13 protein-coding genes are annotated in these 15795 nt (G+C 46.9%); 11 read left to right on the plus strand and 2 right to left on the minus strand.

Features of this window, described 5'->3' with window-relative positions:
• Positions 1–21: 21 nt before the first annotated feature.
• From DMB88_RS08525 to DMB88_RS08575, 11 genes are all read left to right on the plus strand, one after another.
• Positions 22–1398 (plus strand): ABC transporter substrate-binding protein, encoded by a 1377-nt coding sequence (locus DMB88_RS08525; protein WP_128101018.1) that lies wholly within the window; start codon positions 22–24, stop codon positions 1396–1398.
• Positions 1399–1568: 170 nt separating this feature from the next.
• Positions 1569–4496, plus strand: a complete 2928-nt coding sequence (locus DMB88_RS08530; RefSeq protein ID WP_128101019.1) for an extracellular solute-binding protein — start codon at positions 1569–1571, stop codon at positions 4494–4496.
• Between the two features lie 75 nt (positions 4497–4571).
• Positions 4572–5483 carry a carbohydrate ABC transporter permease gene (locus DMB88_RS08535; RefSeq protein ID WP_128104371.1) on the plus strand — a complete coding sequence of 304 codons (912 nt, stop codon included), beginning with the start codon at positions 4572–4574 and terminating at the stop codon, positions 5481–5483.
• A gap of 4 nt (positions 5484–5487) precedes the next feature.
• On the plus strand, positions 5488–6351 hold the full coding sequence (locus tag DMB88_RS08540) for a carbohydrate ABC transporter permease (protein WP_128101020.1): 864 nt from the start codon (positions 5488–5490) through the stop codon (positions 6349–6351).
• 11 nt (positions 6352–6362) lie between these two features.
• Complete coding sequence (locus DMB88_RS08545; RefSeq protein ID WP_128101021.1) at positions 6363–7829, plus strand: NHL repeat-containing protein; 1467 nt, start codon at positions 6363–6365, stop codon at positions 7827–7829.
• A complete protein-coding gene (locus DMB88_RS08550; RefSeq protein ID WP_128101022.1) occupies positions 7810–8430 on the plus strand; it encodes a Yip1 family protein in 621 nt (206 codons plus the stop codon). The genes DMB88_RS08545 and DMB88_RS08550 overlap by 20 nt, the downstream gene beginning before the upstream one ends.
• Positions 8431–8444: 14 nt before the next feature.
• Complete coding sequence (locus DMB88_RS08555) at positions 8445–11030, plus strand: DUF5696 domain-containing protein (RefSeq protein ID WP_128101023.1); 2586 nt, start codon at positions 8445–8447, stop codon at positions 11028–11030.
• The gene (locus DMB88_RS08560) at positions 11027–11926 is read left to right on the plus strand and encodes a carbohydrate ABC transporter permease (RefSeq protein ID WP_128101024.1); all 900 of its coding nucleotides are present in this window, start codon (positions 11027–11029) and stop codon (positions 11924–11926) included. Before DMB88_RS08555 ends, DMB88_RS08560 begins: the two co-directional genes overlap by 4 nt.
• 38 nt (positions 11927–11964) lie before the next feature.
• Positions 11965–12975, plus strand: coding sequence for a carbohydrate ABC transporter permease (locus tag DMB88_RS08565; RefSeq protein ID WP_174715275.1), 1011 nt, complete (start codon positions 11965–11967; stop codon positions 12973–12975).
• Positions 12976–13074: 99 nt separating this feature from the next.
• Positions 13075–13254, plus strand: a complete 180-nt coding sequence (locus DMB88_RS08570; protein WP_128101025.1) for a hypothetical protein — start codon at positions 13075–13077, stop codon at positions 13252–13254.
• A gap of 162 nt (positions 13255–13416) precedes the next feature.
• Positions 13417–14022, plus strand: coding sequence for a DUF1349 domain-containing protein (locus tag DMB88_RS08575; RefSeq protein WP_128101026.1), 606 nt, complete (start codon positions 13417–13419; stop codon positions 14020–14022).
• Positions 14023–14043: 21 nt separating this feature from the next.
• On the opposite strand, the gene DMB88_RS08580 is transcribed toward DMB88_RS08575, so the two are convergent.
• Together DMB88_RS08580 and DMB88_RS08585 are read right to left on the minus strand one after the other, a co-directional pair.
• Positions 14044–15150, minus strand: a complete 1107-nt coding sequence (locus DMB88_RS08580) for an MFS transporter (RefSeq protein WP_128101027.1) — start codon at positions 15148–15150, stop codon at positions 14044–14046.
• 85 nt (positions 15151–15235) lie between these two features.
• The gene (locus DMB88_RS08585) at positions 15236–15772 is read right to left on the minus strand and encodes a TetR/AcrR family transcriptional regulator (RefSeq protein ID WP_254438507.1); all 537 of its coding nucleotides are present in this window, start codon (positions 15770–15772) and stop codon (positions 15236–15238) included.
• Positions 15773–15795: the final 23 nt, after the last annotated feature.

A 15795-nucleotide genomic window follows, 5' to 3' on the forward strand; every position in this document is an offset into this window, starting at 1 on the left:
TTTGGGGAGGTTGTTCTAATCATGATTAGAAAACGGAGCTTTTTTCCTATTCTTTTATTGGTGTTCATGCTTCTTGTATCCGCTTGCAGTGGAGGGGGAACAGCACAGACAGCCAGTGAACAAGAAGGTACGACGAATTCTGGCAATACGACAGAAACGGTAGAAGCAAGCACGGAAGCTGAAGAACCTGCAGCGGATGTTCCGAATCTGAATGGCCGTGTCATTAAGGTTGCAGCATGGTGGGATCTGAAACCAGCTGGAGAGACTGCGTCCGACAAAGCACGTTTGGATAAAATTGCTGAGGTTGAGAAGAAATACAACGTGACCATCGAATTCGTGAATGTACCGTTTGAAGAGTACATGAACAAATTCACAACGACTGCCCTTGCTGGCGAGCCGTTCGCAGATATTGTACAGATGGAATATAAATCTGCACTCCCGGCTGTTCTCAAAGGGCAGTTATTGCCGATCTCTGAATTCACCACGAGTGAGAACAATATCAATCAGGAAGCTAACTTGATGACGAGATTCCCGTCTATTGCAGGTAATGATTACGCATTTGACTCACCGACAAGTATTGGCCTGGGTCTTCACTATAACCGCGATTTATTCAAGAAGCTGTCGCTGCCTGATCCACAGGAACTGTATAACAACGGCGAGTGGACTTGGGATAAGTTCATGGAACTTGCTAAACAGGCAACCAAAGATACAGATAACGATGGCAAAATTGATGTCTATGGATATTCTGGCTGGGTAATCGATGCACTGCGTCACTTTACGGCAGCCAATGGCGGTACGATCGTAGATGACGGGAATTCCAAAGAAGGCTTGTCTGATCCGAAAACGATTGAAGCAGCTGAATTTATCAAGCGCCTGTATAACGTCGAGAATGTGGTGAAAGTGAAAACGGGCGACAAAACGAATTGGGAAGAGAGTAACACATTCAAGGATGGAGACGTTGCTCTGTTCACTGCTGCCGAATGGCAATTAGGAGATCTGACCTTTGCAGCTGGAGTCGTACCTATTCCGAACGGCCCTCAGGGCGATAAGTCTGTAACGTATGCAAACAATGCGGCAGCAGCGAAGTTCATTCCTAAAGGGGTAGAGGATCCGAAGATTGTCTACCAAATCTATGAAGAGACCTTCGACATTCCACAGATTGAAGAGTACCCAGGTCAAGATTACCTGGAAAGCCTCTACTCAGATGAGAAGGACATCGCAATGATTCGTGAGCATATTGCTGGCACAGGTCGCATCCTGCTGGATGATGCTTATGCAGGTTATCCAATCGGTGATTATGTAAACGATATCATCAAAAACAATGCTTCCGTCACGGCAACAGCAGAGAAGTATAAAGCACAGGCTCAAGCTGCTGTAGATAAGCTCAGTAAACAATAACACCAGCAATGATTAGGGAGGGTCTGAAAACTCCGAAGGAAGCAGAGTTGGTCGAGTTTTCAGACACGTCCTAGGTAGGGGTACCTCGTATCTAAGATGCAGGAGTACCCCTTTTCCTAAATCCCAAAAAAGGAACGCTGGCATCAGCCTTGATGAGGAGGACTCGTAGGATGGCTGGAATTCTACAACGAAAGAAATGGATCCTGCCTGCCGTAATGGTCATCGCAGCAGCCGGGGTGATTTTTTATTTCACATCGGGGACAGATGCGGAGAGTGCGGATGTTCCACCCGGCGGTTTGCCGGCCATTGAAGTGGATGCGATCTTGCAGCAGACAAGGCAGAAGAAGGGGTATGAGCAATATTTGTCTAACGTAGGCGAAGCTGCTCGGCCGAATGTGGATATTACGATTGAAGCTGGGGATTATACACGGGCTAGTGGCGGTGAGGTGCAGACGCTCGCTCATTACGAGGGCATGGAAGGAACATCGCTACATACCGGTGAGACCGGAGAGGTCGACTGGATGATCAGCGTACCAGAATCGGGATGGTACAACCTTTCTGCAACGTATTTCCCTATAGAGGGCAAGAGTTCCGCGATTGAGCGTGCACTGTACATTGATGGTGAACTTCCGTTTGCGGAAGCCGCCTATTTGCAGTTTGATCGGGTGTGGAGCAATGAGAAGGATGAGGTTCAGCAGGATAATCAAGGGAATGATCTTCGTCCCAAGCAGGTGGATAAACCGCGCTGGGTAGAGGAAATTTTTCAGGATTCGGACGGCTACGAACAAGCACCATTCAAGTTTTATTTGGAAAAAGGGGAACACACACTAACGCTGAAATCCTCTCGGGAACCGATGGTTTTACGTTCTTTACGATTGTTCAATGACAAACCGGTAGCTCCGTATTCGGAGATGGCACAAGCGCAGAATAGCGATTCATTCCCGCAACCGAAGGATGTGCTCATTCGCATAGAAGGGGAGGCTGCCGTTGCCAAGTCTTCTCCAACGTTATATCCAACTAGCGAAAGATCGAGTTCAGCAGTGTCTCCTTACAGCGCTTCCCAGGTACGAATCAATACGATTGGCGGCTATAACTGGCGTTTGCCGGGACAATGGATTGAATGGGAAGTGGAGGTGCCGGAGGATGGACTTTATCATATCGGATTTACGGCGCAGCAAAATTTTGTGAAAGGGATCTATTCCACCCGCAAGTTAACCATTGATGGCGAGGTTCCATTTGCTGAGATGATGAAAGCTCCTTTTCGGTATCAGAGCGATTATCGTGTAGATGTGATGGGCGGGGATGAGCCTTATAAGTTCTCGCTGGACAAGGGCAAACATGTCATTCGGCTGGAAAATAGCCTAGGCGATTTCGCACCACTGATCCGCAATGTAGAGGATAGCTTGTACAATCTGAACTCCATGTATCGGCGAATTCTGATGATCACAGGTACTAAGCCTGATGAGTTCAGGGATTACCGGGTGGAGAAGCAGATTCCGAATCTGCTGGAAGTGTTCAGTGGTGAGAGTGAGCGTTTGAAGGAAGTTGCCGCTCAGCTTCGCATCTTATCCGGTCAATCGAGTGATCAGGAGGCGCTGATCAAAACGATGGCGCAACAGCTCGATGAGATGATTGAGAAGCCGGATACCATTCCGAGAAGACTCGCTGCTTACAAAACAAATACAGGTGGACTCGGTACATGGGTGCAGCAAGCGAGAGAGCAACCACTGGAGATTGATGCACTCTACGTTACCTCGCTAGATCTTAACATTCCTGAAACGGGCATGGGGCCAATGGCCAAAATCGGGCATGAAGCGAAAACGTTCTACAACTCATTTTTCATCGATTATAACCAGATCGGAAACGTTGCTACATCCGAGGATCAGCGGACAGTGACTGTCTGGATCGGTAGCGGACGAGATCAAGCGAACACAATGAAAGCGATGATTGATGAGACGTTCACCCCTGAGAGCGGCATTAATGTCAATCTGAAGCTGGTGAATATGGGTACGTTGTTGCCAGCTACGTTATCAGGCGAAGGGCCAGACATTGCGATGCAGATTGGCAATGACCTGCCTGTGAACTTTGCGATGCGGAATTCAGCCATGGATCTGACGCAGTTTAGTGATTATGACGCAGTGGAACAGGAGTTTAGGGAAAGTGCGATTGTCCCATATGCCTATGATTCTGGTGTATATGCACTCCCCGAAACGCAGACGTTCAACATGTTATTTTATCGTAAAGATGTGCTTGCTGAGCTCGGTCTTGAGGTGCCTCAGACGTGGGATGATGTCGAGAGCTTACTTGCGATCCTGAGCAAAAATCATATGGAATTTGGCATGCCGATTGTAACGCAGGCGAACATGCAAGGTGTCAATATTCCGCCGAACTCACAGTATGCAACGATGCTGCTGCAAAATGGCGGTGCGTTCTATCGAAATAATGATAAGGAATCGGATCTGGATTCTCGTATCGGGATTGAGACGTTCAAAAAATGGACGGAGTTCTACACCGACTACAAGCTGGAACGAGAATATGATTTTGCCAATCGTTTCCGTACCGGGCAGATGCCTATTGGCTTGACGGATTACACGATGTATAACCAGCTATCTGTCTTTGCACCTGAGATTCGTGGCCTGTGGGGATTCGTGCCCGTGCCGGGAACCGTACAGGAAGATGGAACACTGAACCGCGATACGCCGGGTGGTGGTACTGCGGTCATGATGTTACAGAGTGCGAAGGATCAAGAGGCTGCATGGGAATTTATGAAATGGTGGACCAGTACACCGATTCAAGCGGAATTCGGACGTGAGATGGAAGGTTTGATGGGAGCCGCTGCACGTTATCCGACTGCGAATATAAAAGCTTTGGATTCACTTCCATGGCCTGCTGAGGATTACGCTAATTTGAAGGCGCAATTCGAAACGGTGAAGGGTATTCCTGAAGTGCCAGGCGGTTACTTTACAGGACGCCATCTGTTTAATGCGTTTTACAAAACCGTCGTAGGTCAGGTGGAAGCAAGAGAATCCATCATGGACTATACCCAGTATATTCAGGACGAGATTCGGATCAAGCGTAATGAATTTGGTCTTCCGTAAGCAGAGGGAGGGTTAACAGTGTCACAAATATCACTCCGAGACGGACAAAACAGTCCTCCTGAGAAAACGCCGAGAATGGGCATGAAATCATGGTGGAGCTGGAAGCTCCAGGAAATGAAGGCCAGCAAACATTCCTATGTACTGCTCGCTCCTTATATGATCCTGTTTACCATGTTCACCGTGATTCCCGTTGTCATCTCAATCATATTGAGCTTCACCTACTTTAACATGCTGGAATTTCCGAAATTTATTGGTTGGCAGAACTACACCCGATTATTTCTGGAGGATGACGTATTTCTGATTGCGATCAAAAATACGTTGCTGTTTGCCATCATTACAGGACCGATCAGTTATATTGCTTGTTTCGTTTTTGCCTGGATTATCAATGAGTTGACTCCGAAATGGAGAGCGTTTATGACGTTGATTTTCTACGCGCCTTCCATTTCGGGTAATGTCTATTTTATCTGGCTGATGATTTTCTCGGGCGATCGGTACGGGATTGCGAACGGTCTGTTAATTAAATGGGGATTTCTGCTTGAGCCAATCCAATGGCTGAAGACTGAAGCCTACATTATGCCGATCCTCATCCTGGTGCAATTGTGGCTCAGTCTTGGAACAGGCTTCCTCGCGTTTATCGCAGGTCTGCAGACGGTAGATCGGACGTTGTATGAAGCAGGGGCTGTAGATGGAATCAAGAACCGTTGGCAGGAGCTATGGTACATTACGCTGCCTTCGATGCGTCCACAGCTGATGTTTGGTGCGGTTATTCAATTAACGACCTCCTTCGCTGTAGCGGATGTATCCATTGCACTTGCAGGTTTCCCAAGTGTCAACTATGCCGCTGAGACGGTGGTTACGCATTTGATTGATTTTGGTACCACGCGGTTCGAGATGGGGTATGCCTCAGCCATTGCGACAGTGCTCTTTATGATTATGGTGGGCACGAACTTGTTGGTACAGAAACTGCTGAGAAGGGTGGGAGAGTAACGATATGGCCGCCATTACAACAGCCAAAAAGCGGGTGAACCGCTCATTATCCGGAAGCATCTCCCTGTTTGCCCTTCTACTGGTGTTCGGTGCGTTTATGGTACTGCCTCTCATCTATGCGATCAACAATGCGTTCAAGCCACTGGATGAGATCTTTACTTTTCCACCGACCCTATTTGTTAAAAACCCAACGTTAAGCAACTTCACCGATTTGCTGAACCTGCTTAGCGATTCATGGGTTCCATTCTCACGTTATATTTTCAACACGGTATTTATTACAGGAATCGGCATCGTGGGTCACGTGCTACTGGCTTCTGCGGCAGCATACCCACTTGCCAAACACAAGTTCCCGGGCAAAGTATTCATGTTTCAGGTGGTTGTACTTTCCCTGATGTTCACACCTGCCGTGACGGCAATCCCGAACTATATGATCATGTCATGGTTAGGATGGATCGATACGTATTGGGCTGTTATCATTCCGGCATTTGCCTATTCGCTAGGTCTGTATCTCATGAAGCAATTCATGGAACAGATTCCGGATGCATTGCTGGAAGCAGCAAAGATTGATGGCGCAAGTGAGTATCGCATTTTCTGGTCGATCGTCATGCCGAATGTGAAGCCAGCGTGGCTTACTTTGATTATTCTGTTATTCCAGATGCTGTGGGGAAGCGATGGCAATGGATATATCTATAGTGAGCAGTTGAAGACCTTGCATTATGCTGCAGGGCAGATCATTCAGGGCGGAATTTCCCGTGCCGGAGCAGGTGCAGCGGTTGCATTGATCTTGATGAGTGTGCCAATTACGCTGTTTATTTTCTCGCAGAGCCGCATCATTGAGACGATGGCAAGCTCAGGCATGAAGGATTAAGGGGGAACGATATGGCACGCACAGTGAAAAGATGGCTAAGTCTTCTGGCGGCAGTATCCCTGTTGCTGGTGAATGCCATGCCTGCGGCAGCCTCCCCGGCGCCGTATGACAGCTACAACTACAACTACTGGAAAGAAGCCGTTCCTTCACCGGATGCTTACCTGCCTCAGCGAACGATCTCAGGCAGCGATCTGGGGATTGGCGAATTCAAAGATCCTGGTGATATGAACGTCTCTTCATCCGGTCAGATCTATATTTTGGACAGTGGGAACAGCCGCATCGTCGTCTTGGATGCGAAATATAAGCTCTTACGGGTTATTGATGGTTTTATGCTGGATGGCAGCAAGGAGGCATTTAGCGTTCCGAGCGGACTATTTGTGGATGAAAATGAACAGATTTACATTGCAGATACCGGCAACAGTCGCGTCGTAGTGTTAGATGCAGAAGGGAACCTGGTACATACCATTACGAAGCCAGAATCGGACATTTTAGCGACTGATTTTCAGTTTCAGCCTTTGAAGCTGACCGTGGATCGTGTGGGCCGGGTATACGTTGTGGCACAAGGTGTATATGAGGGCATTATGCAGTTTGATGAGAACGGTCAATTCATTGGTTATGTAGGAACAAATAAGGTTGAACGGGACTATGGCGAATATATCTGGCGCATGTTTTCAACTAAAGCCCAGCGGGCTCAGATGGTTCTATTTGTACCTACCGAGTTCTCGAATGCAGATATCGACCATAAAGGGTTCGTATATGCAACTAACATTGATCCAGGTTCGAACGAGCCAATCAAGCGCTTGAATCCGTCGGGCGAGGATGTGCTCAAACGATTCGGTTACTACGATGTCAAGGGAGACATCCGCTTCCGCAATAGCACTGGCCCATCCAAGTTAATTGATGTGAAGGTGTTAGGCAACGGCATGTACAGTGTGCTGGACGCCACGCAGAACCGAGTGTTCACTTATGATGATGAAGGCCATCTGCTGTATATCTACGGGGGCAAGGGTAACCAGGTTGGTACACTCAAGACTCCTGTTGCAATTGAGCAATCCGGTGATCATTCGTTAGTGCTGGATCGGGGCAAAAGCAATTTGGTAGTCTATGAGCCCACTCGATTCGGTTCAACGGTGAATCAGGCTGTCACTCTGCATTATCAGGGCGAGGACACGGAGGCCGTGCATCTCTGGAAAGAGGTACTTAAGCTGAACGCTAACTATGATATCGCATATATTGGCATCGGTAAGTCATTGCTGATGGAGAAGAAAAACGAAGAGGCTCTTGGTTACTTTGAGCTGGGCATGGATCGCAAGAGTTATTCTGTCGCATTCAAACGACATCGGAGAGAGGTCATGAAGGAGAATTTTGGCACATTTCTAACGGTTGCTATTGTGGCGGTCTTTGTTCTGATCCTTGTTCGATTGGCGGTTAAATGGAAACGGAGGAGGCAGATCGATCGTGAAGCAGGATTACATTAAGTTTCCGTTGCACCTCATTTTTCACCCCATTGATGCATTCTGGGATCTGAAGTCGGATAACCGGGGTAGGTTAGCTGTTGCTTTTAGTGCACTCGTGCTGACGATTATGATTATGATTTTGCAAAAACAGTACGCAGGTTTTCTGGTCAACTATTCGGACCCGCGGACACTGAACAGCATTCAGGAGATCTTAACGATTGTTGTGCCGTTCTTTCTCTGGTGTACAGCCAATTGGGCCATCACAACCCTGATGGAGGGTGAAGGCAAATTCAAAGAGATTGTGCTGGCGACAGGTTACTCGCTTATCCCACTTATTTTGATTTATGCACCGATGATTGTGATTAGTCGGTTTATGGTTCAGGAAGAAACGGCTTTCTATTATCTAGCAACGACGATTGCCTTCATCTGGTTTGTGCTTTTGTTGTTCATCGGTACAATGACGGTACACCAGTATACTGTTATCAAAACCGTTATTACGATGGTGCTGACCGTTATTGTTATGGGGATTATCATTTTCCTTGGTGCGCTGGTGTTTAGCATGCTTCAGCAACTATTCGAATTTGGCTACAATATCTATCGCGAATTGATTTTTCGGACGTAAAGGAGGCGGCATCGGTGAACAAAAAGCAACGACTATATACGGTGCTGGCCGGCGGTATAGCTGTGGTGATGATTGCAGCCGGGCTGCTGTATATAAATAACCGGGGCATTCCTGCTGTAGAAGTTGCAGCTTATGTCCAGACGACAACAGAAGCGCAGCCAACCGAGGTGGAGGCACTTCGTTTCTTGACAGACTCATCTGAGGGCGTACCGGGTATGAAGCTGGTGGCCGAGGATGCGGGTCTCGCGCTCTACTACAATGAAGAGACGACCGAAATAGCGGTTCGAGACGGAAATAGCGGACAGATCTGGTACAGCAATCCGGAAGCGCGGAATGAGGATGGTCTGGCCTCGGGATATGAGAAAGAGGTGTTATCCTCTCAGCTCAACGTTTCCTTCCGTGATGCAATCGGTACGTTAGAGAATTATCCTAATTTTAGCTCCAGTATTAGTAACAAACAATTTGTCGCATCCAACATTGAACAGGGAGTTCGCGTGAATTATACCCTCGGGGATACATCGCTTGGCATTAATGCGTTGCCTAAACTGATCAGTAAACAGCGGCTGGAAGAAAAGGTTCTCTCCAAGCTGGATGAAACTGCAGCGCGATATACTTCCGCTCGTTATTATCCAAGCAAAGCGAATCCGGAGGTACTGGAAAGACTGGACGGACAGATATCTAAACAGCTTGTTCTAAACAAGATGCTGGATGCATTCCAGACCGCAGGATACAGCGAAGAAGATCTAGCCTATGACAATCAGGAGAATGGTGTCGAGGGTGGAGGTGCATCGGAGAAGCCTAGTTTCGAAATTCCAGTAGAGTACCGGTTAGAGGAAGGGACACTTCTTGTAACGGTACCACTGAGTCAGGTGAAAGAGAGTGGGCAATACCGCATTCGCAATATCGATCTGCTCGCTTATTTTGGTGCTGCCGATGCTGAGGAAGAGGGATATATGTTTGTACCTGACGGTTCGGGCAGCCTGATTCATCTCAACAATGGGAAGATCAAGGAAGATCAGTATGTTCAACGTGTCTACGGTATGGATCCCAACGATAATTCTCTCAGTCGTCCTCAAGTAAGTGAGTCTGCTCGTATGCCTGTCTTTGGATTGAAGAACGGTGATCGTGCGTGGTTTGCCATCATTGAGAAGGGTGATGCGATGGCTAGCATCGCAGCGGATATCGGTGGCAGACAAAATAGCTACAACCATGTATATAGCAGCTTCTCCTTACGCGGTGAAGATGAATTGGAAATGTATACGTCACAGAAAATACAGGAGATTCAGTTGCTTAGTGAAGAGCCGTTTCGTGGAGATATTCAGGTACGCTATCAATTCCTTCAAGGGAATGATGCCAGTTATTCCGGAATGGCAAGGTTATATCAGCAGCAGCTAATGAATCAAGATGTATTGAAACCATTGGTTGATCAAGAGGATATTCCTTTCTATGTGAACGTGCTTGGTGCGGTGGACAAAAGAGCTTCTTTCCTTGGGGTGCCTTATCGCACCACATTAGCGATGACCACTTACGAGCAGGCGAGTACCATTGCAGAAGAACTTCAGCAAAAGGGCCTGAAGCATGTGCAAATGCGATATCAGGGATGGTTTGGTGGAGGATACAGTCACCATACGCCAACACGAGTGAAGCTGGATTCGGAAGTGGGAAGTTCGTCGGAGTTGAAGCAGCTCTCTGAACAATTGCGTGAATCAGGGGGTGCGCTTTTCCCGGATGTGGCCTTTCAGCATATCTATCACAATGACTCTCGGTTTGCACCTTCCGCAGATGCGACGCGTTTTGTCACCAAGGAGACTGCCCAGTTGTATCCATACAATCCTGCCTTGAACCGAATGGATCAGAGCAGAGACGATTACTACCTACTCTCAGCAGCCAAGCTTCCCTATGTAGTCAGTGAATTCGCTGAGAAGGTTGGCAAGTTGGAGCTACAAGGGTTATCCCTGCGTGATCTCGGTCAGGTGTTAAGCTCGGACTATCGGGATAGTCGGGTTATTCATAGGGAGACGGCGAAGAACATTGTGCAAGAACAGCTTGAAAAGTTACAGCAGACTTACCCGAATATGATGCTTTCATCGGCTAATGCATATGCCTGGGGCTACGCTCAGCATATTGTGGATGTGCCAGGAGGCTCAAGCCGGTTCAATATCACCGATGAGGAAGTACCCTTTTACGAGATGGTCATTCATGGATACAAAGACTATGCTGGCTCACCTATGAATACATCGGGAGATCAAGATCTACGCAAACAATTGCTGCGTAGTCTGGAGCTCGGAGCAGCACCGCAATTTCAATGGACTTATGAACCATCGTCTCTTATGAAGCTGACGAATTACGATTCGGCGTATGCTACGGACTATGCATACTGGGTGGATGAGGCTGTAGAGCTATATCAAGAAGCCAATGAAGTGCTCCGTGGTTTGAGAACCCAAACGATTGTAGACCATAAGCGGATACAGGACGGGGTCGTGCAGGTCAATTACAGTGGTGGTGCACAGATCCTCGTTAACTATACCTCTGAGCCGGTTACGGTGGATAACATCGTTGTGGATGCGGCGGATTACGCGCTGAAAGGAGTCAACCGATGAGAACGATTCGATTATCGCTAAAATCACGGAGAGCGTTGCTTGGCCTTGCGTTTATCTCACCCTGGCTGATAGGCTTCATCTTTCTCTTCGTAACACCGTTGCTGCAATCGATTCGGTTCAGTTTGAGTAATTTATCGGTTGCCCCTGGAGGATATGTACTGGATTTCGTTGGGTTGAAAAACTTCAAGGATGCAATCCTGGTCGATGCCACCTTTAACCGTATTTTGTTAGATTCGGTCGGTGCGATGCTGCTGAATGTTCCGATGATCCTGTTCTTTAGTTTGTTCACGGCGACGTTATTGAATCAGAAGTTTAAGGGGAGAACGATGGCGCGTGCAATTTTCTTTCTCCCTGTTATTCTGGCTTCAAGTGCAGTAGCAGCGGCTGAGTCTGCGGGGTTGATCAATATGATGGGGGATGCCTCTGCAATTGATTCGTCTGTGGACGGAGGGGCTTCCTTCAACGTGGTATCCATTGTGCGCATGCTGTCTGACGTGGGATTACCTATGGCTTATGTTGATTATATTGTGGAAGCCATTATGCGTATTTACGAGATTGTCAGCAGTTCAGGCGTACAGATTCTGATCTTTCTTGCCGCACTGCAATCGGTGCCTGGTTCAATGTACGAGGTAGCGAAGATTGAAGGTGCGACAGCTTATGAGTCGTTCTGGAAAATTACATTCCCTATGGTCAGCCCGCTGATTCTGACGAATGTGATCTATACTATTATCGATTCATTTGCTGGAAGTCCGGTTACGGAGGCTATTTATCAGACGGCATTCAAAACCCAAAACTTCGGTCTCAGCTCGGCGATGTCCTGGCTATACACGATCGTCATTGGACTCGTGCTGGTTGTTGTCGGCTGGGTGTTGTCCCGGCGAGTTCATTATAACTAACAGACCGTTTAGATTACGCCTGAAGGAGGCATTAGACTATGGCTGCGTCCGGAACAGATCGCATGGTAGTCGTCCCCAAAGAAAACGTTCATATGCATAGGGTGCGAAACAAAACATCGGATCTGCTCTATTCCATCTTCCGATATGCACTGGTCATTGGAATTTCGTTTATTATTCTATATCCATTGTTTCTCAAAATTTCGGTTACCTTCAAGGATAAGCAGGATATTTATAATCCAACAATCTATATGATTCCGCAGCATTTCACGTTGGATAATATTAAACTTGCGGCGCAGGTGATGGATTACCTTCCTTTGCTTGCGAACACGCTCTTATTTGTAACCATCACCACCATACTCACGGCAATATCTTGTGCTCTTGCTGGATATGGGTTTGCACGTTTTTCTTTTCCGGGCAGTAATGTGTTATTTGTACTCGTCATTCTTACGATTTTGGTGCCAACCAGCACCTTGATGGTGCCGATGTATCTGCACTTCCGTAGCTTCGACTTTATCGGTATTATTCATCTGTTTACCGGGCGAGATGGGATTAATCTGCTCAATACGTACTGGCCTTCCATTATTACAGCAGCAACTGCGGGAGGGCTAAAGGCAGGTTTGTTCATTTATATTTTCCGTCAGTTCTTCAAAGGCATGCCTAAAGAGATTGAAGAAGCCGCATTGATTGACGGTGCGGGTGGATTTCGAACATTTGCTAGAATTATGTTACCCAATGCCATATCACCATTGATTACAGTCATTCTGTTTTCATTTGTATGGCAGTATAACGATACATTCTACTCGGCATTGTTCATGAGCGAGAGCCCACTTATCTCACTTAAGGTGGCTTCATTACCTGCACAGGCAAACCAATTGATTCCGCAACTGATGGGCTTTGGTTCCAACTCTGGTATGAAGGCAGACCCGAACTATGTTGCGATGATTGTAGACACTGGCATTTTGCTCGCAATTGCACCGTTAATTATTTTGTATTTGTTTGTACAGCGGTATTTCGTTGAAAGTATCGAGCGTTCTGGAATCGTTGGTTAATACAGCAAGACCCAAGTTCTTCGCTAAGAACTTGGGTCTGTTGTTGGTTATGCTGGTATCTAACCTAATCAAAGATGAAAGGGGAGATTCACATGTTGATTGAGAACGGAAAGACAGGTGCATACCAAAAGCGAAATTGTGGACGTGATCCGTCAATATGGATGGCCCCAGGAGTGGAACCGTCAGGGCGATCTTGGCCCCGAGCGTTACATTGAAGTTCAGGTATGGGATGAGCGCATAATTGAGCCTTATATAGGTTGTTCAGAAAGGTCGCGTTAGATTACGAAGGGAACACGTACTTAGATAGAGTCGTAGGAAATCGGTGTAAAAAAAATCATTCTTTCGTTCAATTCAATTTATTTACAGGATAAATCCCGTTGTTTAACGAATACGATAGAGAAACGAGCTTTCCTAATCCAACGACCAGAGGTGTTGAAATTCATGAATCTATTTGAGCAATGTTCAGGCCAAACGTTATCCTCCAATTTACAATGGTTGAATGAGCCAGCGGAGTGGTTCATTCAGGATGGAGTAGTCACAATTACGGTTCCACCGGTAAGTGATTTTTTCATTGATCCAGCGGGTGCGGCGGTTAAATCTTCTGCACCATACCTACATACAGTGATTAAGGGCGATTTCAGTATCGTTGCAAGAGTAGAGGTCGATATGAGAGAACAGTATGATTCTGGATGTCTGATGATTATGGCGGATGATGTACACTGGGCTAAAGTATGTTTTGAATTTTTCGAAGGTCAGCCTTCTATTCTGAGTGTTGTGACACGGGAGAATTCGGATGATTGCGTATCATCCCCTGTAGATGTGAACAAGCCATATTTGCGCATTGCGCGCGCAGGCAACAGCTTTGCGTTTCATTATTCACAGGATGGCGAGAAGTGGAAGCTGGTTCGATATTTCGGCATGGATTGTCCAGAAGAGATTAAGGTGGGTATTGTCGCACAATCTCCTGTTGGACAGGGAAGCAAGTCAACATTTACAGAGGTAAAGCTTCAATATGGTGTGGACACAGATATTCGCATCGTGAAGTGACGGATATCTGTGCCCGCAAGTTTATTTTACTCGAATCAATAATCCAAATAAGCCCAGTACAGCAAAAGTCAGAAACGCAATTGTGTTGGAGAACGTTTCAATGGTGTAGCCTGCCATGGAAGAGCCTAAGAATTGTCCAACGCCGAGTGCGAGGAAGGCAAGGCTGATCCCAATGGATACATTTGGCGTGAAGAGTCTTGTCGCCCAAACGATAAATACACTAGTCAGGAATATATATGTGCTGCCAAACATGATCGCTGAAGTCAGACTAGCAGTCATCGAAGGCAGCAGAATAACCCCAAGTGAGAGGGATAAGAGCAGAATGCCTAGTCGGTAAGCCCGGCGGATTTCAATCCGTTCAATAATACGACCAGCACATCCACCGAGTATACCCATGACTCCCATAACGATCCAGAACAGGACAGCTTCCGAATCGGAGGCTCCTTTTTCGTCTGTAAGGAAGTTTCGGGCAAACGTCCAGTAAATTGCAGAACTAAAGCCTGTTAACAGGCAAGCCATAAGTAACGCAGCACCGGGTCTGGTTGGTCTCATACATGCCCAGATCGATTTGGTGCAAGGAAGCGTTTTGGTCGCTGGGATGACTCGTCTATTCCATAACAGAACGACAATGCCAATCGCGGCAAATAAAATGTAGGTTAAACGCCAGTAATCGGTGAACAGCCAGTAGAGCGGACCAGAGACAACAATTCCGAAGCTGGTTCCTGTATTGATCCAACTGTTGCCTCTCGCCTGCAGATGAGGTGCAAGTTCGGCATTAACGGTATTGCCGAGTGCGGGGGACGCCCAGCCTGTGCTCAGACCAGCGAGAAAGATACCAAGTGCAAGCACCCATGCATTCTGAGACAGAGCGATACCTATTAATCCAAGCACGGCACTGATCCCAGCCAATTGAAGAACATAATGATGCCCTCTGTGATTAATGATCAACGGAGCAGTCAGAAGTGACAGACAGTACGCAATGTAGGTTCCCGAATTAATCGCGCCCGAAGCAGCATCGTTTAATTGCAGCGCTTCTGAGATCTCTGGCATAAACAGCCCATAACTGAAACGCCCAAAAGCGTAACATACAGCGATAAGTGCAATGCCTGGAAAGATAATTTTTTTCATTTTATTCACCGCCTTTTAGATAGAACGATCATTATATTTCTTGCGAAATAAAAAAGTGAGTTGAAATACTAACTCACCCTGTGTACTAGGATTTGAAACTTTTTTCCGTCATGTGAATCAGTTCTCTGCAGACTTCATTAACATCTTCCGTTTCGGCAAGTGCAGTCGAGCCCTCCAGTAGCAGGATAAACTGCAATAGCTCTCTTTCACTCACTGAGGGATTTAATTTTTTGATCAGGGTCATTACATGTTTTTTGTGTGCATTTACGGTTTGTACAATGACATGATTGGCGTCCGCTCCGAACTCCTCTTTAGCACGCAAAAACAAACATCCTCTGTTCTCATATTCCATGAGCCAGCGTGCATGTCCTTCAGCCAAATTAAGGAAGAGGGGCTTCGATTGATTATCCGCATATTGCCGCAGTTGTTCGAGATAGCGCTGCTCCCGCCGCAGAAGTACTTGGACAATAAGAGCATCCTTCGATTCAAAGTGATTGTATAGTGTCATAATCGCGATCTCGGCATCTGTAATAATACGCTTTAAACCGATGGCATGAAATCCATGGAGATAGAACAACTTTTCAGCTACGTTTAACAGCATTTCCTTTTTGCTGCTCATCATTAATCATACTCCTTCCGCTAGAA

The organism is Paenibacillus sp. DCT19 (assembly GCF_003268635.1).
In the GTDB taxonomy this organism is placed as follows: Bacteria; Bacillota; Bacilli; order Paenibacillales; family Paenibacillaceae; genus Paenibacillus.